26 protein-coding genes are annotated in these 22,329 nt (G+C 65.5%); 17 read left to right on the plus strand and 9 right to left on the minus strand.

Annotated elements, in window-relative coordinates; translation table 11 throughout:
• The first annotated feature begins 4 nt into the window (after window positions 1–4).
• From ASF72_RS02375 to ASF72_RS02390, 4 genes are all read left to right on the plus strand, one after another.
• Window positions 5–1,000 (plus strand): ABC transporter permease, encoded by a 996-nt coding sequence (locus ASF72_RS02375; RefSeq protein ID WP_050683890.1) that lies wholly within the window; start codon window positions 5–7, stop codon window positions 998–1,000.
• Window positions 1,001–1,074: 74 nt separating this feature from the next.
• A complete protein-coding gene (locus ASF72_RS02380) occupies window positions 1,075–1,944 on the plus strand; it encodes a carbohydrate ABC transporter permease (protein ID WP_157370876.1) in 870 nt (289 codons plus the stop codon).
• Window positions 1,945–1,965: 21 nt separating this feature from the next.
• Window positions 1,966–3,585, plus strand: a complete 1,620-nt coding sequence (locus ASF72_RS02385; RefSeq protein ID WP_050683889.1) for an ABC transporter substrate-binding protein — start codon at window positions 1,966–1,968, stop codon at window positions 3,583–3,585.
• 49 nt (window positions 3,586–3,634) lie between these two features.
• Window positions 3,635–4,318, plus strand: coding sequence for a YesL family protein (locus ASF72_RS02390; protein WP_050683888.1), 684 nt, complete (start codon window positions 3,635–3,637; stop codon window positions 4,316–4,318).
• A 35-nt stretch (window positions 4,319–4,353) separates the two neighbouring features.
• On the opposite strand, the gene ASF72_RS02395 is transcribed toward ASF72_RS02390, so the two are convergent.
• The gene (locus tag ASF72_RS02395; RefSeq protein WP_056596233.1) at window positions 4,354–6,717 is read right to left on the minus strand and encodes a glycoside hydrolase family 3 N-terminal domain-containing protein; all 2,364 of its coding nucleotides are present in this window, start codon (window positions 6,715–6,717) and stop codon (window positions 4,354–4,356) included.
• Between the two features lie 235 nt (window positions 6,718–6,952).
• Between ASF72_RS02395 and ASF72_RS02400 the strand changes: the two genes are divergently transcribed.
• The 4 genes from ASF72_RS02400 to ASF72_RS02415 are packed head-to-tail and all read left to right on the plus strand — an operon-like array spanning window position 6,953 to window position 10,863.
• Window positions 6,953–8,071: a Gfo/Idh/MocA family protein gene (locus ASF72_RS02400; RefSeq protein ID WP_056596236.1), complete on the plus strand. Its 1,119-nt coding sequence runs from the start codon at window positions 6,953–6,955 to the stop codon at window positions 8,069–8,071.
• A gap of 26 nt (window positions 8,072–8,097) precedes the next feature.
• Window positions 8,098–9,069 carry a PmoA family protein gene (locus ASF72_RS02405; RefSeq protein ID WP_056596239.1) on the plus strand — a complete coding sequence of 324 codons (972 nt, stop codon included), beginning with the start codon at window positions 8,098–8,100 and terminating at the stop codon, window positions 9,067–9,069.
• A gap of 2 nt (window positions 9,070–9,071) precedes the next feature.
• Window positions 9,072–9,803, plus strand: coding sequence for a cupin domain-containing protein (locus tag ASF72_RS02410; protein ID WP_056596341.1), 732 nt, complete (start codon window positions 9,072–9,074; stop codon window positions 9,801–9,803).
• A 31-nt stretch (window positions 9,804–9,834) separates the two neighbouring features.
• Window positions 9,835–10,863 carry a LacI family DNA-binding transcriptional regulator gene (locus ASF72_RS02415; RefSeq protein ID WP_056596241.1) on the plus strand — a complete coding sequence of 343 codons (1,029 nt, stop codon included), beginning with the start codon at window positions 9,835–9,837 and terminating at the stop codon, window positions 10,861–10,863.
• Here ASF72_RS02415 and ASF72_RS02420 read toward each other — a convergent pair.
• Window positions 10,860–11,252, minus strand: coding sequence for a VOC family protein (locus ASF72_RS02420; protein ID WP_056596244.1), 393 nt, complete (start codon window positions 11,250–11,252; stop codon window positions 10,860–10,862). The genes ASF72_RS02415 and ASF72_RS02420 overlap by 4 nt on opposite strands.
• A 191-nt stretch (window positions 11,253–11,443) precedes the next feature.
• Between ASF72_RS02420 and ASF72_RS02425 the strand changes: the two genes are divergently transcribed.
• Window positions 11,444–12,550 (plus strand): GmrSD restriction endonuclease domain-containing protein, encoded by a 1,107-nt coding sequence (locus ASF72_RS02425; protein ID WP_056596247.1) that lies wholly within the window; start codon window positions 11,444–11,446, stop codon window positions 12,548–12,550.
• Here ASF72_RS02425 and ASF72_RS02430 read toward each other — a convergent pair.
• Entirely contained in the window at window positions 12,502–13,029 is a 528-nt protein-coding gene (locus ASF72_RS02430) for a hypothetical protein (RefSeq protein WP_056596251.1), read from the minus strand. The two genes, ASF72_RS02425 and ASF72_RS02430, sit on opposite strands and share 49 nt — an antisense overlap.
• Window positions 13,030–13,172: 143 nt before the next feature.
• On the opposite strand from ASF72_RS02430, the gene ASF72_RS02435 reads away from it, so the two are divergent.
• Window positions 13,173–13,652 (plus strand): hypothetical protein, encoded by a 480-nt coding sequence (locus tag ASF72_RS02435; protein WP_050683881.1) that lies wholly within the window; start codon window positions 13,173–13,175, stop codon window positions 13,650–13,652.
• Between the two features lie 15 nt (window positions 13,653–13,667).
• Here ASF72_RS02435 and ASF72_RS02440 read toward each other — a convergent pair whose 3' ends face one another.
• Complete coding sequence (locus ASF72_RS02440; protein WP_050683880.1) at window positions 13,668–14,105, minus strand: polyketide cyclase; 438 nt, start codon at window positions 14,103–14,105, stop codon at window positions 13,668–13,670.
• Between the two features lie 92 nt (window positions 14,106–14,197).
• Here ASF72_RS02440 and ASF72_RS21250 point away from each other — a divergent pair, with 92 nt between their 5' ends.
• The gene (locus tag ASF72_RS21250) at window positions 14,198–14,782 is read left to right on the plus strand and encodes a GNAT family N-acetyltransferase (RefSeq protein ID WP_162242786.1); all 585 of its coding nucleotides are present in this window, start codon (window positions 14,198–14,200) and stop codon (window positions 14,780–14,782) included.
• Here ASF72_RS21250 and ASF72_RS02445 read toward each other — a convergent pair.
• A complete protein-coding gene (locus tag ASF72_RS02445; protein ID WP_056596254.1) occupies window positions 14,779–15,348 on the minus strand; it encodes a DUF3995 domain-containing protein in 570 nt (189 codons plus the stop codon). The genes ASF72_RS21250 and ASF72_RS02445 overlap by 4 nt on opposite strands.
• A gap of 43 nt (window positions 15,349–15,391) precedes the next feature.
• On the opposite strand from ASF72_RS02445, the gene ASF72_RS02450 reads away from it, so the two are divergent.
• From ASF72_RS02450 to ASF72_RS02460, 3 genes are read left to right on the plus strand one after another with little or no spacing between them, the layout of a single operon-like run.
• Entirely contained in the window at window positions 15,392–16,171 is a 780-nt protein-coding gene (locus ASF72_RS02450) for a hypothetical protein (protein ID WP_082483965.1), read from the plus strand.
• 17 nt (window positions 16,172–16,188) lie between these two features.
• A complete protein-coding gene (locus ASF72_RS02455) occupies window positions 16,189–16,872 on the plus strand; it encodes a DUF4166 domain-containing protein (RefSeq protein WP_056596259.1) in 684 nt (227 codons plus the stop codon).
• Between the two features lie 30 nt (window positions 16,873–16,902).
• Window positions 16,903–17,280 (plus strand): hypothetical protein, encoded by a 378-nt coding sequence (locus ASF72_RS02460; RefSeq protein WP_056596262.1) that lies wholly within the window; start codon window positions 16,903–16,905, stop codon window positions 17,278–17,280.
• A gap of 131 nt (window positions 17,281–17,411) precedes the next feature.
• Here ASF72_RS02460 and ASF72_RS02465 read toward each other — a convergent pair whose 3' ends face one another.
• The 3 genes from ASF72_RS02465 to ASF72_RS02470 form a co-directional block, all read right to left on the minus strand.
• The gene (locus ASF72_RS02465) at window positions 17,412–17,801 is read right to left on the minus strand and encodes a DUF7793 family protein (protein ID WP_056596265.1); all 390 of its coding nucleotides are present in this window, start codon (window positions 17,799–17,801) and stop codon (window positions 17,412–17,414) included.
• Window positions 17,802–17,877: 76 nt separating this feature from the next.
• Window positions 17,878–18,036, minus strand: a complete 159-nt coding sequence (locus tag ASF72_RS20235; protein WP_157370873.1) for a hypothetical protein — start codon at window positions 18,034–18,036, stop codon at window positions 17,878–17,880.
• Window positions 18,037–18,089: 53 nt separating this feature from the next.
• Window positions 18,090–18,830, minus strand: coding sequence for a YoaK family protein (locus ASF72_RS02470; protein ID WP_056596268.1), 741 nt, complete (start codon window positions 18,828–18,830; stop codon window positions 18,090–18,092).
• A 152-nt stretch (window positions 18,831–18,982) separates the two neighbouring features.
• On the opposite strand from ASF72_RS02470, the gene ASF72_RS02475 reads away from it, so the two are divergent.
• Entirely contained in the window at window positions 18,983–19,249 is a 267-nt protein-coding gene (locus ASF72_RS02475; protein WP_050683975.1) for a hypothetical protein, read from the plus strand.
• 12 nt (window positions 19,250–19,261) lie between these two features.
• Here the strand turns inward: ASF72_RS02475 and ASF72_RS02480 are convergent, their stop codons facing one another.
• Window positions 19,262–20,263 (minus strand): LacI family DNA-binding transcriptional regulator, encoded by a 1,002-nt coding sequence (locus ASF72_RS02480; RefSeq protein WP_056596271.1) that lies wholly within the window; start codon window positions 20,261–20,263, stop codon window positions 19,262–19,264.
• Window positions 20,264–20,366: 103 nt separating this feature from the next.
• On the opposite strand from ASF72_RS02480, the gene ASF72_RS02485 reads away from it, so the two are divergent.
• Both ASF72_RS02485 and ASF72_RS02490 read left to right on the plus strand, forming a co-directional pair.
• The gene (locus ASF72_RS02485) at window positions 20,367–21,488 is read left to right on the plus strand and encodes a Gfo/Idh/MocA family oxidoreductase (protein ID WP_056596273.1); all 1,122 of its coding nucleotides are present in this window, start codon (window positions 20,367–20,369) and stop codon (window positions 21,486–21,488) included.
• Window positions 21,485–22,276, plus strand: a complete 792-nt coding sequence (locus ASF72_RS02490; protein WP_056596276.1) for a TIM barrel protein — start codon at window positions 21,485–21,487, stop codon at window positions 22,274–22,276. Before ASF72_RS02485 ends, ASF72_RS02490 begins: the two co-directional genes overlap by 4 nt.
• Window positions 22,277–22,329: the final 53 nt, after the last annotated feature.

Consider the following 22,329-nt stretch of genomic DNA (forward strand, 5'->3'; position numbering starts at 1 on the left):
CACCATGGCCATGCGATTGGAAATTCCCCCCGAAGCGGTCACCGCAGACCCGCCCGGCAAAGGCGGCAAAAACAGGAACGGCGGCCGCCGCAACAAGCCCGGCAGCTGGAAAGTCGCCATCACCCGTGACTGGCGGCTCTACACCCTGGTTCTGCTGCCGCTGATCTACTTTGCGGTGTTCCGCTACCTGCCCATGGCCGGGAACGTGATCGCATTCCGCCAGTTCCAGCCCGGCGGCAGCATCTTCGGCGAAAAATGGGTGGGCCTGAAGTACGTCACCTTGTTCATCAACGATCCCAGCTTCTGGCAGGCCTTCCAGAACACCATCATCCTCGGCGTCCTGACCCTGCTCTTTTGCTTCCCCATGCCCATCATCTTCGCGCTGATGCTCAATGAACTGCGCTCGCAGAAGTTCAAGAAGCTGGTCCAGACCGTGGCGTACCTGCCGCACTTTATGTCCGTGGTGATCATCGCGGGCATGATCCTGCAGAACTTCTCCATGACCGGCACGGTGAACCAGGTGGCCAATTCCCTCTTTGGCACCACCGTGAACTTCACCCAGGACGCGGGCTGGTTCCGGCCCATGTACATCAGCTCCGAGGTGTGGCAAACCATGGGCTGGGGCGCCATCCTCTACCTTGCGGCGCTGACCCGGGTGGACGAATCCCTGTACGAGGCGGCCCGGATCGACGGCGCCAACCGGTGGCAGCAAACCTGGCACGTCACGCTCCCGGCCATCCGCCCCACCATCATCACCCTGCTGATCCTGAACATCGGCACGTTCATGGCTGTGGGCTTCGAGAAGATCCTGTTGATCTACAACCCGCTCAACTACGAAACCTCCGATGTCATCTCCACCTACCTGTACCGGGTGGGCCTGGAATCGAGCAACTTCAGCTACGCCGCAGCGATCGGAATGTTTGAATCCGTCATCGGCCTGACGCTGATCCTCTCCGCGAACGCGATCTCCAAGCGGCTCGCAGGAACGAGCCTGTGGTGAAAGGGACAACCATGAAGGACACCCTCCTGAAGCGGAACCGGGCCGGTAGGGACACGGGAGTCCTGGTCAAGGACATGAAGGTTTCCCGCAGCATGTGGGTCTTCCGGGGCGTGAACCTGGTCTTCCTGCTGGCCGTGCTGTTCCTGACCGTGTACCCGTTCCTGAACATCGTGGCCCAGAGCTTTTCCAGCGAAGGCTTTATCAACGCCGGGCAGGTCAACCTGTTCCCCATGGGCTTCAACGTGGAGACGTACCGGCTGATCCTGGCCGACTCCACGTTCTGGAACAACTACGGCAACACGGTGCTGTACACGGTCGTGGCCACCACCATCTCCATGGTGCTCACCACCAGCTTCGCGTACGCCATCGCCAAGAAGGACCTCAAAGGCCGCAGCGTTTTTATCGGCATCGCAGTGTTCACCATGTTCTTCAATGGCGGGCTGATCCCCAACTACGTGCTGATCAGCTCGCTGGGCATGCGGGACACCCTGTGGGCCGTGGTGCTGCCCAACGCCATCAGCGTCTTCAACCTCCTGATCATGAAGTCGTTTTTCGAGAACATGCCGCGTGAACTGGAGGAAGCCGCCGCGATTGACGGCCTCACCCAGTACGGCGTGCTGTTCAGGGTGGTACTGCCACTGAGCAAGGCGATTGTGGCCACCATGGTCCTGTTTTACGCAGTGGCCAACTGGAACTCCTGGTTCCAGGCCTTCCTCTACCTGGACAACCCGGACCTGTTCCCGGTGACCATCTACCTGCGCAACATGATCGCCGGGGTCACCACCGCAGGATCCGCGGGCGGGACGGCGGAAAACGTGGGCCAGATTGCGGCCAACATCCAATCCGTCACCATCGTCCTGACCGTTATCCCCATCCTTTGTGTCTACCCGTTTGTGCAGAAGTACTTCTTCTCGGGCGTCATGCTCGGTTCCGTCAAGGAATAACCCCTTACGAAAGGAAAGCCCATGATCCGCAGACGAGATTTCCTCGGCCTGTCCGCACTGGCAGCTTTTGGCCTGGTGGCCGCCGGCTGTGACTCCGATTCCGGCAGCAAGGTTGACACCACCAAGGCCCGCAACGGCGCGATGGACAGCTTTGGGGTGGGGGATACGTTCAAGGCGACGGTGCCGCTGAGCTTCACCTTCCTTTTCAGCGACCAGCCCACCTACCCGTATAAGAAGGACTGGCTGCTGTTCACCAAAATGGCGTCGGACAACAACGTCACCCTGGAGACCACCATCGTCCCCAGCAGCGACTACGAGCAAAAGCGCAGCCTCCTGATCAGCTCCGGCAGCGCCCCGGAAATCATCGCCAAAACCTACCCCGGCCAGGAGAGCGCCTACGTCTCGTCCGGCGCCGTCCTGCCGGTGAGCGACTACGTCGACCTGATGCCGCACTTCCAGGACAAGGTGAAGAAGTGGAAGCTGGAGGCGGAGATCGCCGGCCTGACACAGGAGGACGGGAAATACTACGTCTTGCCCGGCCTGCATGAGGAACTGTGGCCGGACTACACGCTGGCATTCCGCACGGACATCCTGGAAAAGGAAAGCATTGCCGAACCCAAAACCTGGGACGAGTTCCGTGAGGTGCTGCGGAAGCTGAAAAAGGCGTACCCGGACGTGGTGCCGTTCTCGGACCGGTTCAACGGCAACAGCGTCCTGAACATCGCCGGCAGCGCGTTCGGCACGGTGGCCGGCTGGGGCCTGGTGGACGGGCTGAGCTTCGACGAGTCCGCCAAGGAGTTCAGCTTCGGCGCCGGCAACTCCCAGTTCAAGGAGCTGGTGACGTACTTCAACTCCCTGGTGTCCGAGGGCCTGATGGACCCGGAAAGCTTCACCCAGACCGACGATTCCGCCATCCAGAAGTTCACCTCGGGCAAGTCGTTTGTTATCAGCGCCAACTCCCAAAACATCATCACCTACCGCACGTCCATGGAGCAGTCCCTGGGCAAGGGCAACTTCTCCGTCCGCAAGATCACCGTACCCGGCGGGCCGGCGGGCGACATCATCGGCGGCTCCCGGCTGGAAAACGGCATCATGCTGAACTCGTCCGTCAAGGACAAAGACAGCTTTGTGGCCCTGATGCAGTACCTGGACTGGCTTTTCTACAGCGACGCCGGCCAGGAGTTCGCCAAGTGGGGCGTGGAAGGAACCACATTCACCAAGGAGGGCGGCAAGCGCAAGCCCGCGGCAGACATCAACTTCCAGGGCCTGAACCCGGCCGGCACCAAGGACCTCCGCGTTGACTATGGTTTCTCCGGCGGCAACTTTGCCTACGGCGGCACCACCGACCTGCTGCAGTCCACCTTTAACGAGGAGGAGCTGGCCTTCCAAAAGGCGATGCAGGCCAAAAAGCCCAAGGCCGTGGCGCCGCCGGTCCCGTTCAGCGACGTGGACCGTGAACAAGCCACCCTGGTGCTCACACCGCTCAAGGACCACGTCAAGCAAAACACGCTGAAGTTCATCACGGGCCAGCGCAGCCTGGGCGAGTTCGATGCCTACCTCAAGGAGCTGGACGCCAAGGGCATGTCCAAATACGTAGAGTTGGCCAACAAGGCGTACAAGGCGTACGCGGACAAGAAGTAGGACGGACGACGGCGGCGCGCGGCTTCCGGCGGTAACCGAAAGGCAGCGCGTGGTTGCGAAGAAGACGGAGTACGGTTCCGGCCCCCTGTTCAGGGTGGCCGGAACCGTTGCCGGTGTGATGATGGGCTCCATCCTCCTGGTGGCAGCCAACGCTCTGCTCCTGCTGGTGCCTCTGCTGGGATTCCAGCCCCTGCTGCTGATCCTGGCCTGCATCCCCGTGGGGCCCGCAGTGGTGGCGGCCATGTACGCGTTTAACCGCCTGCTGGCCGGGCAGGACACCGGCGTGTTCCGGGACTTCGTCCGCGGCTACCGCCGGAACGCCGGCCAGGCGCTCCTGGTCTGGCTGCCGTACCTGGCGGTGCTCGCCGTCGTCGGGTTCAACCTCCTGGTGCTGCCGGGCGGGGACGCCGCGGCCCCGGTGGCCGGCGGTGCCCGGATCGGCCTGGTGGGGCTTGGGCTGCTGGTCCTGACGGCGGCGGCCACTGCCCTGTTGCTGCTGTCCCGGTTCACATTCCGGGTGCGGGATCTTTACCGGCTGTCCTTGTACAGCATCGGGGCCCGGAAACGGGTGTCACTGGGCAACGCGGGCATCCTGTTTGTGGCCGGATTCCTGCTGCTCATTTCCACGGCGTACCTGCTGCCGGTCATCGCCGGGGCCGTGGTGTTCCTGGTCTGCCTCAACTCCCGGCCGCTCCTGGCCTTCATTGAGGGGAAGTTCACCGCGCACCAGTGAGGCCCACCCGGACCAGGAGAGGCCCGGCTGCCTGCCTACAGCGGCGTGACCGTCACCGGTGTCAGCATTTCCCGGCCGAAGCCCACCACCGTGCGGGGGCCGTGCAAAATGACCTCATGCGTGGCAACATCAGCGGTGCTCGACGTAGCCACATGCAGCTTCACCAGTCCCGGCGTGACCACCCGCTGCAGGTCCAGGCCCGTGAAAGAGGTCCGGTCGGCGTGGACGGTGAACTCCAGTTCCGCTGACGCACCTGCGGCGAGCTCCACCCGCGCGTACCCGATCAGCTCCCGGACCGGCCGGACCACCTCGCCCACCGGGTCCGCCAGGTACAGCTGGACCACCTCGGCGCCGGACAGGGACCCGGTGTTGGTGACGGTGCAGCCCACGGTGACGGTCCCCGTGGTGGACATGGTGGGTGCGCTCGCCGTGTGGCCGGAAAAGCCGAACGTGGTGTAGGAAAGGCCGTGGCCAAAGCCGAACAGCGGCGAGGGGTCCAGGGCGCTGACGCCGGACGCGCCGGCGAGGCTGCTGTGCAGGTAGGTGCCGGGTTGGCCGCCGGCCGTCCGGGGGACCGAAACGGGGAGTTTGCCGGTGGGGGTCCGTGCGCCCGTCAGCACATCCCACAAGGCTTCCGCCCCCTCCTCACCCGGGAAGAAGCCCTGCACCAGGGCGCCCGCCCGGTCGGCAAACTCACCCAGCGCGTAAGGCCGGCCGCTGAGGACCACCACCACCGTCCGGGTCCCGGCAGCCTCAGCAGCGGTCAGCACCCGGTCCAGCAGCAGCCGTTGGTCCCCGGGCAGTTGCAGGTCGCCCACGTCGTTGCCTTCGCCGGAAGTGCCGCGGCCAAAGAGGCCCGCGTTATCTCCCACCACAATGACGCAGGTGTCCACGGCAGCGGCCAGGCGGCAGGCCTCCTCGATCCGGTCCTCCGGGATCACCTCGCAGGTCCCGGACGCCGCGCTCTGTACCGCCCCGCACCGGCCGGCGGCGGCCGCGGCGACGGTAGGAACAGTAATTCCCATAGGGATGTCAGGGTGCGAAGCGCCCACATGCGCATCAAAGGAATAGCAGCCCAACATGGCGAACGGGTCCTGGGACAGCGGGCCCACCACGCCCACCGACGCCAAAGCTGCAGCCGGCAGCGGAAGGGCGGGGCCGCCGTCGTGCGTCCTGTTGGTCAGCAGCACCAAGGACTGGGCTGCGATCTCCCTCGCCAGCGCCCGGTGTTCCGCGGGGTCAAGGTCGATGGTCCCGGCAGCCAGGGCAGGCGGGGCAGGGTCAAAAGCGGCGGAGAGGAGCCCGGCTTCCTGTTTCTGGATCAGCACCCGGCGCAGTGCGGTGTCCACCAGGGCCTCGGGCACTGCACCGGATCGGACAGCCTCGAGCAGGGGTGCGCCGTAACAGTTCATGGTGGGCAGTTCCACATCCACGCCTGCGGCAAGCGCCAAGGCAGCGGCCTCGCCCGAATCGGCGGCCACGCCGTGGGTGGCGTTCAGGAAGGCAATGCCGAAGTAGTCTGCCACCACGGTGCCGGTGAACCCCCATTCGTCCCGCAGCAGCGCGGTGAGCAACGCCCGGTTCGCGGCGGCCGGAACGCCGTCCGTGTCCGTGTAGGCGTGCATCACCGAGCGCGCCCCGCCATGCCGGATCGCCATTTCAAAGGGTGGCAGCATCACATCTGCCAGTTCACGCGGGCCCATGGAAACAGGGGCGTGGTTGCGCCCGGCGCGCGAGGCGGAGTAGCCCACAAAGTGCTTGAGCGTGGCTACGATGCCGGATTCCTCGAGTCCGCTGACGTAGGCGGACGCCACCGTGCCCACCAGGTAGGGGTCCTCGCCGATGGTTTCCTCCACGCGACCCCACCGCAGGTCGCGGACCACGTCCAATACGGGGGCCAGTCCCTGGTGGACGCCGAGGGCGCGCATCTGCCCGCCGATCAGCCCGGCCATGCGCCGGACCAGGCCGGGGTTGAAGGTGGCGCCCCATGCCAGCGGGACCGGGAACGCCGTGGCTTTCCACGCCGCCAGCCCGGCCAGGCATTCCTCATGGACCTGGGCCGGAATACCGAAGCGGGAGGCGGCCATGATCTGTTCCTGGGCTGCGGCCAGCCGCCGAGCGCCTTCGAGTGGCTCCACCGGGACTGTCCCGTACATGCGGGTGATCTGGCCCAGGCCTTGGGAGATCATTTCCTCCCAGGTCCGTTCGTCGCCCGCCATTTCGTTCTGCAGCGGTGCCACGGAATCGCCGTCGGTGGAGGCGTTCACCCAGACCCCTGCCAGTTGGGCCAGCTTTTCCGGGAGCGTCATCTGGAGCATCAGGCGTTCGACGGCGGCGCCTGGGTCCGCAGGATCCTGCGCCAAGGGGAAGGCTTGTTTTTCGGCGGCACCGCTGGTCACGGGCTTCTCCTCAGGGTTGGCTATCAATTTCTAAGAAAGTATCAGAAAATTCCAGTAAGTTTCTAGGGGCAAAGTCCTTGACGTGGCTGTGAGCGCATCCCTACGGTTGAGGAGAGGCCGAAAACATGCCTTGACGGCTCGGCAGAAACTTATGCGCAGAGATGGAAACTTTCGTCCCGAGAGTCCGTGACAGTCCACTTGCGCAACGAACATCCACTGCAATGACGGAGAAAACATGCGGACGTACAGAGTGGCCATCGTCGGAACCGGCGGCATCGCGGCGGTGCACGCCGACAACCTCTCCCGGACCGGAGGGCGGGCGGAGCTGGTAGCCGCCTGCGACGTGGACCGGGAACGGCTGGACGCGTTTGCCGGGCAGCACGGAATTCCCGGCCGCTACCTAACGCTGACTGAACTGCTGCAGGAGGCAAAACCGGATGTGGTGCACCTGTGTACCCCGCCGATGCTGCACATTGACCAGGCCATCGAATGCCTTGAAGCGGGCGTGCACGTCCTGTCGGAGAAGCCGCCGGCCCTGAGCCTTGCAGACTTTGACCGGCTCGATAAGGCACAGGCCCGCGGTGGAGCGCAGTTCTCCTGCGTGTTCCAGCACCGGTTCGGCGATGCGTCAGCCGCGGCGCAGCAGCTGATCGGCGGCAGCGATTTCGGCCGTCCGCTGGTGGCCCGCTGCGATACCCTCTGGTACCGCCCGGACAGCTACTGGGACCTTCCGTGGCGCGGAACCTGGAATGCTGAAGGCGGCGGCCCCACCATGGGCCACGGGATCCACCAGTTCGATCTGCTCCTGCATCTGATGGGCCCGTGGGCCGAGGTCACTGCCATTGCGTCCCGGCAGGACCGGGCCACCTCTACGGAAGACCTGTCCGCGGCAATCGTCCGCTTCGAAAACGGCGCCGTGGCCACCATCATCAATTCGCTGCTCTCGCCCCGGGAAACCTCGGACATCAGGATCGACTGCGAGTTCGCCACAGTGGAGCTCAGCCACCTATACGGCTACAGCACGGACAACTGGACCGTGACTGCCGCGCCCGGCCACGAGGATGCAGTGGCCGGGGCATGGAGTGCGCAGCCTTTGGAGCGGGGCAGCGGCCATGTGGCGCAGTTCCTGGCCATGTATGACGCGCTCGACGCCGACCGGCCGCTTCCGGCGGGCGCCGCCTCAGCACGGCAAACCCTTGAGCTTGCTGCCGCGATCTACGCTTCGGCGTTCACCGGCGCCGCGGTGAGCCGCGGCCAGATTGTGCCGGGCCACCCGTTCTATACCGGCATGGACGGGGAGGGACTGGGCAGCCGCGTGCTGGACGGGACCGCCCTTCGCGCTGCCAGCATCTGACCCAACCACTTTTTCAGGAGAAAACCATGAGCACCCTTGCAACCGCCACCGGCCAGGTGAGCCACACCGATGACGGCGCCGCGCTCGCGTTTACCGTCGATGGCCGCCCCATCGCCACCTATACCTACCGGCCCACCGATGACCAGTACGAAAGCCCCCGGCCGTTTTTCCACCCGCTCACCACCCTGGGCGGGGACGAGGTGACCATCTCGCGGCCATGGGACCACGTCTGGCACAAGGGCCTGTCCTGGGCACTGCCCAACGTGGGCAAGGACAACTTCTGGGGCGGCGCCACCTACACCCGCGCCACGGAGTACGCCAACCTGGACAACAACGGCGCCATGACCCACCAGGACTTCGGGGCGATCGAGGAATCCGCGGGCGGCATCACGGCAACCGAATCACTGGCCTGGTCCGCCCAGGACGGCGCCCCGGTGATTGCCGAGGACCGGCGGTTCCGTATCGAAGTCCTCGCTGACTCCGGCGCCGCCACTGAAGGCGCAGCCACCGGAACCGGCGCGTACGCCATCCTCTTCGAGACCACCATGCGCAACACCTCCGGTGCCACCATCACCTTCGGCAGCCCCACCACCGAAGGCCGGAACAACGCCGGTTACGGCGGCTTGTTCTGGCGGGGCCCGCGGTCCTTCACCGGCGGCGAATTCCGGAACGCGGAGGGAACCGGCGCGGACGAGTTTATGGGCACCCGGACCCCCTGGATCGCCTTCACCGGCAAGCATGACGACAGCTGCCGGGAATCCACCATCGCTTTTGTGGAGGACCCTGCGAATCCGGGCGCGCCCAACCAATGGTTTGCGCGTTCCTCGATGTTCGCCTGCCTGGGCTCAGCCCCGTTCTTCAGCGCGGAAGTGCCCCTGGCGGATGGCGGGTCACTCACGTACAGGTACGCCGTGGTGATTGCCGACGGCGGCGTGGACGCGGACCGCGCCGAAGCTTTGGCGGGAGCCGCGCAGGCAGCCCTGGCGGGGTGGGCGTGAGCATCGCCTCCAGTTTCCCCGGCGCCACGGGGGTTTCCGAAGTCAGCATCTATGACTGGCCCGGCGCCGACGGGGCAGCAGGCGGGTCCCCGCACATGCACACGGCTTCCACCGAGGCGTACGTGGTGCTGAGCGGGGCCGGCCGGTTGGAAACCCTGGATTCACGCGGATTCACCTCCACGCCCCTGCGGCCAGGAGTGGTGCTGTGGTTCACCCCGGGAACGGTCCACCGGGCCATCAATGACTCCGGCGACCTCACCGTCCTGGTGGTGATGCAAAACGCCGGGCTGCCGGAACACGGGGACGCCGTTATGACCTTCCCGGGCGCCCATCTGGCTGATCCTGAGGCGTACCGGCGAGCGGCGGTGCTGGAGTTTAAGGATGCCGACGCGGGACTGGGCGCGGGCGAGGAGGCAGCCCGCCGGCGTCGTGACCTGGCGTTGGCGGGTTATTTGGAGCTGAAGGACGCCGTGCTGGCGTCCGGACCTGAAGCCCTGGCGGACTTCCACGCCGCGGCGGCTGCTTTGGTGGCCGGCAAAACCGCCGCCTGGGCCCGGTTGCTGGAGCAGGGGGCGGCGCGCCAGGCGGAAACCACCCGCGGACAGCTGGCGTCTCTGGACGCGGCCGAAAGTTTCTATTTGGGAGCCGCCCGAACTACCATGGGAAAACGGGAAAACCATAGGATCTACGGCATGTGCGGGCGAATCCAAACATGGGAACTTTCCGATAACTAGTACCGGGCCGGCCCGGGGAACAGGCGGCGGCGTGAGCAAGCAGGAAACCGGGCGCGCAACCATCAGCGAGATTGCCCGGGAAGCGGGGGTGTCCGTCCCCACGGTGTCGAAAGTGCTGAACGGGCACGCCCATGTGGCGGCAGAAACCCGGGCACGGGTGGAGGAAATCATCGCCCGGCGCGACTACGCCCGCCGCCCCGCCAAGCGCCGGCAAAAGGCCGGCCTGGTGGACCTGGTGTTCCCCGGGCTGGGCTCCGAGTGGGCGCTGGAGATCATTGAAGGCGTGGAGCGGGTGGCGCAGGACGCCGGCTACGGCACTGTGGTGAGCAGCCTGAGCATGGACGGTTCCCGGATCCGTCCGTGGCTGGCCAACCTGGCGGAACGCAAATCGGACGGGCTGCTGATGGCCGTTTACCAGCTTGATGCCAAGCAGATCCAGCGGATCAAATCACTCGGGATCCCCGTGGTACTGATCGACCCTGTGGGCCAGCCGGGTCCGGACCTTATGACCGTAGGAGCAGCCAACTGGGACGGTGCGTTTTCCGCCACGGAGCACCTGCTGCAGCTGGGACACCGACGGATCGCAATGATCGGCGGCCGCGAGGACCTGCAGTGCAGCAGCGCCCGTGAGGACGGGTACGTCTCCGCACTCCGCCGGGCAGGCATTGCAGCGGACCCCGCGCTGATGCTGCCGGGGGACTTCTCCATCGGTGCCGGCGAGTCCGCCACCCGGAAGCTTCTGGAGCTGCCGGACCGGCCCACGGCGATCTTCACCGGAAACGATGACCAGGCCCTGGGAGCCTACCGGGCAGCCCGTGCTGCGGGCCTGCGCATCCCGGAAGACCTGTCCATCATCGGATTTGACGATATCCCTGCGGCGGAGTGGATCGAGCCAGGCCTGACCACCGTCCGCCAGCCTGTGGTGCAGATGGCCGAAACCGCCATGCGGGCATTGCTCCGGCACCTGGATGGGGATGAGGAACTGCCGCAGCGGATCGAGCTGGGCACCGAGCTGGTGGTGCGCGGCTCAACGGCACCGCCGGGTGCCACGGCCGCCTAGATCTGGTGCGCGTCCCGGACCGAAGGGGGAGTCTGGCCCTGGAGGACCCAGCGGTTGCCGTCCGGATCGCTGAAGTAGGCAAACAGGACACCGCCCATGTCCTGCACGTCGCTGATTTCGGCACCCCGGTCCAGCAGGTCCGTGCGCAGCGCCGGCAAATCCGGGGACACCAGCTGCAGGCCTTCCAGGCTCCCGGGTGCCATCGACGTCATGCCCGTTCCGATCACGATGGACGTGGCGGAACCCGGGGGAGTCAGCTGGACCACCCGCATGCCGGGAATGTGCTCAACGTCGTGGTCCAGGGCGAACCCCAGCTTTTCCGTGTAAAACGCTTTGGCCCTGTCGACGTCCGAGACGGGCACCTGGACAACTTCGAGTCGCATCTGCATGGGCGCCACTCTACAGTCCGGCGCATCGGCGCGGAATAGCAGGCTGGACCCCAAAAAACTCTGACTTCCGGCGGACGCGCGAGGGCAGCGGAACGCTCTTTTCCGTGGCTGGCGCCTAAGCTACCTGACGGCACATCTGCCGGTACACAACGGGCTGCGCGCGCAGCGGGCCTTCATTAAATGGGGAAAGCATGTCGAACCACCAGACCCTCGCGGGTCCTGTTCCGTCCGTCCTGACGCCGGCGCCGCCGAAGAAGCCGCGCCGGTCCACCTTCATCGTCGGTGGCGCAACAGCCGTTTTCCTGGCAGTGATGATCGTCGGGGGCTTAACGGCCTCACCCCGTTCCGACGGCGCCGACCAGGAAGCGGCCGCCGTCGAAGCCACGGCTACGCCAGCCAGCGCGGCAGCGAGTGTGACGGCGTCAGCCGGCCCGACGCCGTCGGACGATCCGACGGTTGAGGAAACCGGTGCACCCCTGGACCCGGAATCGCTGCCCGCCCTGACGCCGGGCGTAAGCGCGGTGGCGCCGAACGCCCAACCTGCTTACGGCACCAAGGCCGCTGACCTGCTGGCCACGCTGCCCATCAAGGGTCGCGCGCCCAGGACCGGGTACGACCGCGTGCTGTTCGGCCAGGCCTGGGCGGACGTGGACCGCAACGGCTGCGACACCCGCAACGACATCCTGCAGCGGGACCTGACCGGGATCGTGTTTACCAACAGTGTGCCCTGCAAGGTCCAGTCCGGAACCTTGGCGGACCCCTACACCGGCCGAAGCATCAGCTTCCTCCGCGGCCCAGCCACCAGCACCGCCGTCCAGATCGACCACGTGGTGGCGCTCAGCGATGCCTGGCAAAAGGGCGCGCAGCAGCTGAGCACGGAGCAGCGCACGTCGTTGGCCAATGATCCGCTGAACCTGCAGGCCACTGACGGTCCCACCAACCAGCAAAAGAGCGACGGCGACGCCGCCACCTGGCTGCCACCGGACAAGGGATTCCGTTGTGAGTACGTGGCCCGGCAGATTTCCGTGAAGGCCACCTACTCACTGTGGGTCACGCAGCCGGAGCACAACGCCATGGCCACCATCCTGGCCGACTGCTCAGGCCAGTTGGCGCCGACAAACCAGCAGGCACCTGCGCCGGTTGTGCCTGAGCCTGTAGCTCCGGCACCTGCCCCGGGTGCCACCTACTTCTCGAGCTGTGCGGCAGCCGAGGCTGCCGGTGCTGCGCCGTTGTACTCAGGCCAGGCCGGCTACCGTTCGGGCTTGGACGGGGACAAAGACGGAGTTGCCTGCGAATAGCCCCGACCAGTGGCGCCCGAATCCCGGTGGGTGGACCGATAAGCGTTGTCGATGAGCGGTGTGAGCTCTTCGAGAACGGTCCGGTTCCCCGGAAGCAGCCCGTGGGCGAGGAACTCGGATTCCAGGGTGGCAACCCCCTCCGCAACAGCGGCGAGCTTGGCGTCCACCGCCAGGGAAAATGCGTGCCAAAACTTGCGGGCCGAGCGTTCCTGGCGTTTTGTCGCCAGATCAGGGCCGGCGGCCGCCCCGCTGCCCGTGCGGCCATGCGGGCCCAGCGCGGGTTCCGGAACCGCCAAAACAATGCGGAACTGGCGGTCGCCAGCCGCGAAAGCCAAGGCCATGGCAGCGCCCTCGCTGCTGAACCGGATGGCCGTTGCACCATAGGCATGGAGTGCCTGTTCGATGTGCTCCCGGGAGGCCTTGCTGCTGAACGAGTCGCCGCGGGTGTAAAAGGCTCGTGAAGCGGCGATGGTCGTCATTGCTCCACTATGCGCTTCTTTTCACCGTCATGGGACGGTTCGGGAATAAAACCGGCTTCTTTGGGGATTCTGCTGCCGATCACGCGAATAGGTCTAGGTTAGGCGGACCGGTACTTGCCGGGTTAAACCCTCAAGGAGGGTGCATGAGCTCCATCCAGTCCAGCTCGTCCCAGTTCATGCGGTATTTGGAAAGCGTGGGCGGCTCGGAAGCCGACGTCACAGGGCCAAATTACGTGGTCAGCGACACCGACACGGTGGAGAGCGTGGTTTCCAGATTGCGGATGGAGCAGTATGCCAACGGTGGGCGACGGCGGGATCCCGCCATTCTTCACGCGTCCGCCCAGGTGCTGATCAGCAGGCGCGATGAACGCTCTACCGGCCACGGCCACGACGTTTCCCGCGAAGGTGCGTATCAACTCGACATTCATCACGGCGGTGTCGAACCCACCAGGGAAAGCATTCCGCGGTCTGATCTGAATGAGGCGAAAGCGTGGGCCATGTCCCGGCTTGACGCCGAAGGGGCCGACTTCGGGGCCATTTACTTTCCTTCAGGTGGGAAAGGCGGGCCGGGAACAGGCGCCCTCACGTTCCGGTTCGACCGCGCCGTTGGCTGGTATCACTAGCTAAGTACGGGCGCGCTAGCGGTGCGGCAGCTTTTCCGGCGATTCGGTGGGGCCGGCTTGGTGCTCGAGGAGGGTCTTCAACCGGGCCAGGTCAAGTCGAACCAGGCGAGCGTCCTCCTCGAATTCGGCGTCAGTCATGCCTGGCCGCCGGAAGATGGAGAACACAACCTCGGCGCCTTTATTGTTGCGGAGTACACGCAGCGGATTATGTACCACTGTTCCGTCCGGCAGCGTCACGTCGTGATCGAGGATGCCCCACTCAGTAGGGCCAACGAACTTCACCTCGACGGATCCCATCGGGGAATCGGTAACCCAACGGCCGCCGTCATTCCGGATGCCGGTACTCAACCCTGCTGCCCACAGCGGAAGGTTCCGCGGCTCGGCGGCGAAGGCGATGACCGCCTCAAATCCTGCGTCGATTGATTGGGAGATGTGAACTACCGGCCAGGTCATGGACCCTGAATCTACCAGTCACCGGTTCCCGTGGTTGAGCTTTCCGGGCCTGCCGATGTCAGGAGAGGCGGCTGGCGCTGAGAGGATGGACCGTGACGTCGACCATCCCGAGCAGTACCGCTCGACTCGTTTTGTCCCCGCTCTCGACCGACGATATCGACGATGTGTTTGTTGTGTACGGCGATCCGGCAACCTGGGAGCATCTTCCGTCCGGGCGGCATACTGCACGCGAGCAATCGGAAGCACTGGCACGGCGCCACCGGCAGAGTTGGGAACGAGCAGGTCTCGGTCCGTGGGCTGTCAGGATCAGCGGGGCCGGTGCCGATGAGGACCTGCCCGCCGGAACGTTCATCGGAGCCGGAGGGGTGTCCATGACGGAGGGTGGTGTGTGGAACCTCGGGTATCGTCTGACTCCACGGAGCTGGGGGCGGGGTCTCGCCACCGAACTGGCTGAGGCCGCAGTGACAGCTGCAGGTGCGGCACTCCCCTTGGTGCCGGTGACGGCCCGAATACTCTCCAATAACCGCGCTTCCTCTGTCGTAGCGCAACGGGCTGGACTCGCTCGCCGCTGGGAAGGGCCCACCACGGGCATCGGCACTGAGTTGGCGCGCTGGGAGATCTATGCAGACCGGGTACTCACGGAGTCCCAGCTTGAATGGCTCATCGCGCGCAATTAAACGAATGGCAATCGGATAGTCCTGTTTTTCGCACGGAACTCATTCTGTTGACTGGCTTTCGGGGCCCGGCTGCAGAATAACCACACCATCAGGGCAACACCCCAGATGAGGAACAACGGGTCCCAAAGAAAAACATGGCCCGCCATCGCTACCCGGTCAAAACCGCCGTCGACGGGGATGGCCCCCAGCAGAACCGCGCCGCTGACGGCGATGTTCAGGCCGCCGTAGACCACCAGCAAGGGGGCGCCGACCCAGCAGACGGCCCGCCAGAGGCGTGGCCACGGCGCCCGGCCCGCGGCGACCGCTACGGGAATGACCGCTGCCAGCAGCTTCACCAGGCCGACCGTTCCCAGCACCAGGCCAGTCACGGCGGGAGCGTCTTCTGCGGCCTCGACGGCCCAGGCCCCCACTGTCGCCAGCAGCCAGCGGCCCCCGAAGGCCCAGTAAAAGCTCGAGGCAGCATGCAGCACTCCCGCGCAGCACGCCGTCACAACGGCGATACGCGCGATCCTTGAGCGGTGTCCCGACGTGCGGCGGCCTGCGTTGGTTGAACCCGTGGAGGTCATACGCCGAGGATAGTCCGGGTGTGCGGACGCTTATGATTCTCAGATGGGGGAAAGTCCAGCGCGGAGGAGATCCGCAGCGCGCAAACCGATCTACGTTGAAACCTGCGTCCGGGCCGACATGGAACGCATCTGGGAGTTGAGCCAGGACCCGGGTCTGCACCCGCGCTGGGACCTCCGCTTTTCCGGGATAGTCCCTGAGGCAGCCGACCCCGACGGGCGCCTACGGTTCCGGTATGAGTTCCGGCTGCCGATGCACACGATCCGCGGAACCGGCATCTCCCTCGGCAGCCGGCACCGGGCCGATGGCCAGGCCACATCCGTGCTCAGGTTCACTACCGCCGACGTGCTGTCTCCGATCGGCGAAGGATCAGGGTACTGGCGGTATATCCCCACTGAAGAAGGCGTGCGGTTTGTCACCGGGTACAACTACAGCCCGGGGATGGGGAGGATCGGAACAATCTTCGATGCACACCTCATCCGGCCGGCGCTGGGCTGGGCCACCGCCCTCAGCTTTGACCGGCTGCGGCTGTGGGCGGAATCAGGCATCGAGCCCGAACGTGCACGCAACCGGTGGATCATGGACGCCGCGGCACGAACTTGTGCCGTGGCCGGCGGCCTGGAAATGTTCCGCAGGGCCGTAGGACGCAGACGAGGAAGTTGGGCGTTGATTTCCGGTGCCGCCCTGCTCGCTGCGTTTTTGGTCCCGCCACATTGGACGGTACCCAGGGCTTCACGCTGCCTCCGACAGGCGCCGGACCACCATTCCGGTCGGGCCCCCTCGGCCCTCAGCGATTTGCCGTCCCCATCGGCTGCCGACAGCTGAAGAAGGAGCAAAAAACCATGGCTTCAATTTTCGAACTCGCCCTTGGGCCCGACTTCGCGAAGCTGCACCCGATGCTGCAGAAACGCTTTGGCGTCGACGTCGGGAGCGCCTATGCGTGCATCGGTGAAGGGGTCTTCTCGGAAGTACGCAGCGGTGGCTGGTGGACGCTCCCGTTCCTTCTCCTCGGCGCCCATCGGAACATCCTTTTTCCTGACCAGGGAACGGATATCCCGTTCACGATTGAGAACTATCCCTACCTTGACGGGTTCGGCAGGCCCACGGTCACCTTCGTCAGAACCCTGGCGCTTCCCAACTCGCGGAAGCACCGTTTCGACGCCACCATGGTCTACAGTCCCGGGCGCGGTTGCATCGTTGACTACCTCGGCACACACCAGCACTTGGCAACGGACCTCAAACTGAACGTCCTGGCGGACGGATCGCTGCACCTTCAGACAACAGCCCAGCGCTTCTATGAAGGCTTCCTGGGCTTCACTTTTCCCTCCGGCCTGACCGGCACCGCTGATCTCCATGAAAACTTTGACGACGAGCGGGGTGTTTACACCATCCAGATGCAGGTCCGGAATCCGCTGCTCGGGTTCCTCTTCGGGTACCGCGGCGAGTTCACCTGCACCTTTCCAGCCCTCACGGACGAGCCATTTCCGGACCACCTCAAACCCGTCCGGGAGGAAATCCGTGACTAGCAAGCAAGGAGACGCCATGAGGATCCACGGATGACCTCCCAACAGCGTGTAGCCATCAGCGGTTCATTACTTGCCCTCGGCTTGGTCTTGATCGCCTGGATTGGCTCCCTACTCTGGTCTGCCATCGATGAGGAGGCCGTTCCCACCGACTCGGCGTTCCATGCGATTCCGCCGCCCAGCGCAGTAGAGGAAATTTCCACGCAATGCGGATCAGGCGGCTGCTGGCGGGAAATGGTGGTGGACGTTGAACCGCGGCAGACGGCACAGTCGCTTGCAGCCGAAATGGGGCTGACGTCGGAAAGCTGCGAGCCCCTCAACCTGTGGACACTGCGGGAGACCTGCACCGGGATTTCCAGTGACCGCGGGGGGCTCAAAATCTACCTGCGGTATTCCTTCCCCATCTCCTAGTGAACGGATGATTGATTATGGATTTGTCCTTCCACATCGATGACCCCGACGCGGCGCTCAAAAGCCCGCCCGCGGAAACGAGCTGCAGCCCTTAGACGTCGAACCGGATAATCGCTCAGAGGCATGAGTGCTCACCCCTCAGCATCTGAGTAGTCCGTTGCCTCTTTCCGCTTTTCGTGCCCGGTCTGCTGGGCCAACCAACGGAGGGCCGCGTTCTCGCTGGTGAAGTACGCGGTGGGAGTGAGTGATTGCCGGGCAAAGGCTGAGAGGACAGTCCCCATGGGGTAGTCACCCTTGATGGCAATCGTGGAGAATCCCCGGTAGGCGTTCATACCTGCCCTCGCTTCTGCTGCGACTCCTGTGACGCCTTCAACGTCGACCAGGATCGGCGCTGTTTTCCCGCCAGCGAGTTTCTCGAGCGTACGGGCCGCCTGGACAGCGATTTCGTAGGTGACGAAGGTCCCCTGAACCCAGTTGAGCCGCAAAAGCCCGTTTGTGTAGGAAGCAACGAAATGGTCCATGGGACAACTGTGCGTGTTCGAGCCAATGGCGTCAAAATTGCTGTCAACAGGGACGTTAGTGGTTCTGCTCTTGTACTTAAGAAGCGGGAGCGAGGCCCACGGTCCCAAGCCACTGTTCGAACGTCCAGGTGCCTGGCGCGATGCTGCGGACCTGCTCAAGGTCGGCGGCATAGCCCGGAGTCTCGGCGAACCAGCGGAACATGGCCTGCATGTCGTCCCGGAATGGGCCCTGCAAACCCTACGTCACCTGCAAGTTGGCGCAGTCGAAAGGGACCCAATAAGTGTCGATCAGCGCACCGCCCCGGCTGCCTCGCCGGCGGGCACCTCGGCTTTCGGCGCCGGACGCGGCCCACGGCCCAGGATTCCACCCACGACGGCGACCCCCACCGTGAGCATCGACGTCGCCAAAACTCCAAGGCCGATGTGGAGCTGCAGCAGCCCGGCTCCGGCGGCGGCACCCGCCAGGATCAGCACCACCGCCATGAGCCGGCGGCCCCAGAACGGGTGGGTGCCGGCGCCGAAGCGGGAGTCGGCCGCAAGGCCGGTGATGGTGGAGGTAACCACCACGGTGGGCACATCCTTGACATTGAGGTGCCGGGCCGTGGCGGCCTGGACGCCCATGGCCACCGCAAGGATTCCCGTGATGGCCACGATCAGCGGTTCACCGTGCCGGGGTGTCCCGCCGGCCAGGAACACCACCGCCACGGCGAGCATCACCACGCCGACGGCGAGCAGCAGCCCGGTGGTCCGGTGGTTCCAGCCCGTTGTGCTGGGCCGCAGCGTCCGCCCGGCCAGCAGGGCGCCCAGCATAAATCCAACCAGCGCCACGATGGGGCCCAGGATGGGCAGGTCGTCGCCGCCCATCAGCGCCATCCCCAGGATCACCACGTTGCCGGTCATGTTTCCGGTGAACACACGGTCCAGGCCCAGATAGCCGACGGCGTCGATCACCCCGGTGGAAAACGTCAGGACCAGCATCAGCACCAGGTGCAGCCTGGCCGGGTTGGCGGGGGAGAGTCGGGCGGGCATGCGGGTGCCTTTCGGTGGTCCGGCGGCGATAAACGCTATCGGTTGCTCAAAACAACCTGTCCAGTATGCGCCGGACGCCGCCGGTGTGGCGCCCATGTTACGGAAAGTACGCCAAACTGGAAGCCAGTCCCATCAACCGAAAGCAGCACACTGTGATCACGCTTCACCAAGACGCCGAAGGCTTCGTCCGCATGAGCCGCCACTACCCGGCCGCCGTCCGCATCGCCATCGCCTTCACCGACGGCAGCACCGGCGAATTCTCCGGCGAGGCCCTTAACGCCGCCTACGACGCCGCGCTCGCGGATTACCGCGCCAAAAACAACCTGGACGCCCGGGGCTACTCCCGGACCACGTCCGGACGGTCAAACTCAGGCAACAGGATCGATTTCGTGCCGGTCCACCCGGGCCTGGGCAAGTAACCCTCCCGTCGTTCAGGTAGCCACGGCCGCCCCAGGGGCGGCCGTGGTCCGCCTGCCCACCAGGTGGGGGGTTCCCACCATCCGGGATGGCGTCGCGGTCCCCTCGGCCCGGTCGATGGCCCGGTTGACGGCCTCGGCGGCGAGGACGGGGCCGTCCTGGCTGACGGACGATAACTGGACGTAGCTCAGCCGGGCGAAATGGCTGTTGTCGTACCCGAGGACGGACATGTCCGACGGAACACTTTTCCCACCGTTCCGCAGGCTTTCGAGGATTCCCAGGGCCACGCGGTCATTAAAGGCGATCACCGCCGTGGGCGTGCTGGCCCCAAGAAGCCCTCCGGCGAGGATTCCCTCTTCCTCCGTGGCCCCGCCGGGAACAACCACGGGCTCGAGTCCCAGCCGCGTCATTTCCTCCCGGAAGGCCGTGCGGCGCCGGTCCGCTGATACCGCGGTGCCGCCGTCCACGTGCACGATCCGGCGGTGGCCCAGTCCGGCGAGATGTTCGACGGCGATCCGGATCCCTGCGCGGTCATCGCTGCTGACGGAGTCCACGGTTTCCCCGACGTCCTCCCGCAGCAGGCTCACCACGGGCACCCGACGCGCGTAGGCCGCCAGCGTTTCGTTGCCCAGGGTGGACGAAATCAGGATGAGGGCTTCACAGCCCCAGTCGAGCAGGGCTTCCGCGGCGCGCTCCTCCGACCTGCCGCTGGCCACCGCGCTCAAGGCCAGTTCGTAACCCCGCAGGCCGGCCGCGGCGTACGCCGCATCAACGATTTCGGCATGGAATGCATGCGAGGTGGAAAAACTCACCCCCAGCAGGCGGGTCCGGCCGCTGCGCAGCATGCGGGCCCGGCTGTCCGGCCGGTAACCCAGCTTCGCCGCGGCCTCCAGCACCCGTTCCCTGGTGGCGGCCGAGGCCCCCGCGGCGTCCCGCATCACAATGGACACCAGGGCCCTCGAAACACCGGCCGCCTGCGCCACGTCCATCAGGGTGGGTCGTTTCGAATCAGTCATAAGTCCTCCTTCCAGCAGTCTATAGAACGATCTAGACAAGTGCCGGAAGCCGTGCCACGATATGTCTACTAGAACGATCTATACGAACTTCAGGAGAACAGTAATGGCTTACACGCAGCGTCCGGTCACCGTCGACCGCCCCGTCCGGGTTGGGCTCATCGGAGCCGGCTGGATTGGACACTTCCATGCCGAATCCATCGCCCTCCGGGTCCCGCACGCCCGGTTGGAAGCAATCGCCGATCCCGTTGAAGCCAATGTCGCGGACGTGGCGTCCCGCCTTGGTGTTGAAAATACGAGTGCAGACGCAGCCGATGTGCTGAACGATCCGGACATCGACGCAGTACTGATCGCGGCGCCCCTGCGTTTCCACTCCAGCCTCATCGCCGAAGCGGCTCGGGCCGGGAAGGACGTCTTCTGCGAGAAGCCCGGCGGCAGGAACCTGGAGGAGCTCGACGCCGCCTTCGCTGAGGCTGACGCTGCGGGCGTCATTGTCCAGTTCGGTTTCAACCGGCGGTATGCCAAGGATTTCGCCGCTGCACGCAACCTGATCGACAGCGGCGCTGTGGGAACCCCGCAGCTGCTCCGGTCCCTGACCCGCGATCCCGGCACGGACGCCGGGCTGTCGGCGCCGGAACGCGTCGCGCCGGACACCATCTTCCTGGAGACCCTGATCCACGACTTCGACACCCTGAACTGGCTCAACCCCGGCGCGGTTCCCGTCCGTGTCCACGCCGTGGCCGATGCCTTGGTGGCACCCGGGGCGAAGGCCGGCGGACTGCTGGATACCGCCGTCGTCACCGTCACCTACAGCAACGGGGCCATCGCGGTGGCCGAGGCGAACTTCAATGCGCTCTACGGCTACGACGTCCGGGGCGAAGTGTTTGGCTCCGCCGGCATGGTGACCGCGGGCGGCCCGCAGGCATCCAGCGCCACCAGCTATACCGCGGCCGGCATCGGCGCGGCCACAGTGCGCCTGAACGTGGACCTGTTCCACGACGCCTACACCGCGGAACTGGCCGACTTTGTGGACTCGGTCCGGGCGCGGCGTGCAGGCAGCCCCACCACATCAAGGCAGGCGCCGGGCGGCACCGATGCACGCAACGCCCTTGCCGTGGCCCTGGCCGCTGCCAGGTCCGCCCGGTCCGGCCTTCCCGTGGAGGTCTCAGCCGTGGCTGATCTGCAGCCGGCAGAACCTGACATCCAGCCGGCGGGCCACCGGGCATGAGCTTCCGGCTGGCCGTCTGCGCCGAAATGGTTTACGGCGGGCTCCCGCTCATCGAGCGGGCCCGCCGGATCCACGAACAGGGGTTCGAGGTGGAGGTGTGGGATACGCGGGGCCAGGACATCAAAGCCCTGGCCGCCACCGGCGCACGGTTTTCCTCCATGAGCGGGTACTTCGGTGGCAGCCTGATCGACCCCGATGGTGCCGACAGCATCCTGTCCTCGGCCGAAGCCCTGATCCCCACCGCCCATGAACTGGGAATCGAACGGATGGTGGTGCACCCGGCGGAGCTGGGAGAAGGCGGCCGTGCCGTCCGTCCGCTGCAGCGCTCCACCGGCGAAATGTGGCTGACAGGCCTCCGCACCCTGGAAAAGCTGGCGGTGCTGGGCGGGAAGCATGGCGTGACGTTTGCGCTGGAAAACCTCAACACCGTCCTGGACCACCCCGGCATCCCGCTGGCCCGGGCAAAAGACACCCTGGCCCTGGTCTCCGCGGTGGACCACCCGAACGTGAAGATGATGCTGGACCTGTACCACGCCCAAATCGGGGAGGGGAACCTGATCGAACTGGTCCGGGCCGCGATGCCGTGGATCGGCGAGATCCAGGTGGCCGATGTTCCCGGCCGGTGCGAGCCCGGAACCGGCGAGATCAACTACCAGGGTGTGGCGAAGGCCCTCGCGGAAGCTGGTTACAGCGGAGTGATCGGCATGGAAGCCTACGCGTCGGGAGGTCAGGGCCTCGACGCCGGGGATGCTGCCCTTGCGGTCTTCCGGAGCGCCTTCGAGGTGTAACGAACCCGCTGTCCAGGCACCAGGGACCGGGCTTCCCCACCCGCCCGGCGCCC

Source organism: Arthrobacter sp. Leaf141 (genome assembly GCF_001424565.1).
Taxonomy (GTDB): Bacteria; Actinomycetota; Actinomycetes; order Actinomycetales; family Micrococcaceae; genus Arthrobacter.

Bases quoted from the DNA above. Each gene is read 5' to 3' on its own strand.
- ASF72_RS02375 (WP_050683890.1), top strand. From the start codon at position 5: ATGGCCATGCGATTGGAAATTCCCCCCGAAGCGGTCACCGCAGACCCG.
- ASF72_RS02380 (WP_157370876.1), top strand. From the start codon at position 1,075: ATGAAGGTTTCCCGCAGCATGTGGGTCTTCCGGGGCGTGAACCTGGTC.
- ASF72_RS02385 (WP_050683889.1), top strand. From the start codon at position 1,966: ATGATCCGCAGACGAGATTTCCTCGGCCTGTCCGCACTGGCAGCTTTT.
- ASF72_RS02400 (WP_056596236.1), top strand. From the start codon at position 6,953: ATGCGGACGTACAGAGTGGCCATCGTCGGAACCGGCGGCATCGCGGCG.
- ASF72_RS02405 (WP_056596239.1), top strand. From the start codon at position 8,098: ATGAGCACCCTTGCAACCGCCACCGGCCAGGTGAGCCACACCGATGAC.
- ASF72_RS02420 (WP_056596244.1), bottom strand. From the start codon at position 11,252: ATGCAGATGCGACTCGAAGTTGTCCAGGTGCCCGTCTCGGACGTCGAC.
- ASF72_RS02425 (WP_056596247.1), top strand. From the start codon at position 11,444: ATGTCGAACCACCAGACCCTCGCGGGTCCTGTTCCGTCCGTCCTGACG.
- ASF72_RS02430 (WP_056596251.1), bottom strand. From the start codon at position 13,029: ATGACGACCATCGCCGCTTCACGAGCCTTTTACACCCGCGGCGACTCG.
- ASF72_RS02435 (WP_050683881.1), top strand. From the start codon at position 13,173: ATGAGCTCCATCCAGTCCAGCTCGTCCCAGTTCATGCGGTATTTGGAA.
- ASF72_RS02440 (WP_050683880.1), bottom strand. From the start codon at position 14,105: ATGACCTGGCCGGTAGTTCACATCTCCCAATCAATCGACGCAGGATTT.
- ASF72_RS02445 (WP_056596254.1), bottom strand. From the start codon at position 15,348: ATGACCTCCACGGGTTCAACCAACGCAGGCCGCCGCACGTCGGGACAC.
- ASF72_RS02450 (WP_082483965.1), top strand. From the start codon at position 15,392: ATGGGGGAAAGTCCAGCGCGGAGGAGATCCGCAGCGCGCAAACCGATC.
- ASF72_RS02455 (WP_056596259.1), top strand. From the start codon at position 16,189: ATGGCTTCAATTTTCGAACTCGCCCTTGGGCCCGACTTCGCGAAGCTG.
- ASF72_RS02460 (WP_056596262.1), top strand. From the start codon at position 16,903: ATGACCTCCCAACAGCGTGTAGCCATCAGCGGTTCATTACTTGCCCTC.
- ASF72_RS02465 (WP_056596265.1), bottom strand. From the start codon at position 17,801: ATGGACCATTTCGTTGCTTCCTACACAAACGGGCTTTTGCGGCTCAAC.
- ASF72_RS02470 (WP_056596268.1), bottom strand. From the start codon at position 18,830: ATGCCCGCCCGACTCTCCCCCGCCAACCCGGCCAGGCTGCACCTGGTG.
- ASF72_RS02480 (WP_056596271.1), bottom strand. From the start codon at position 20,263: ATGACTGATTCGAAACGACCCACCCTGATGGACGTGGCGCAGGCGGCC.
- ASF72_RS02485 (WP_056596273.1), top strand. From the start codon at position 20,367: ATGGCTTACACGCAGCGTCCGGTCACCGTCGACCGCCCCGTCCGGGTT.
- ASF72_RS02490 (WP_056596276.1), top strand. From the start codon at position 21,485: ATGAGCTTCCGGCTGGCCGTCTGCGCCGAAATGGTTTACGGCGGGCTC.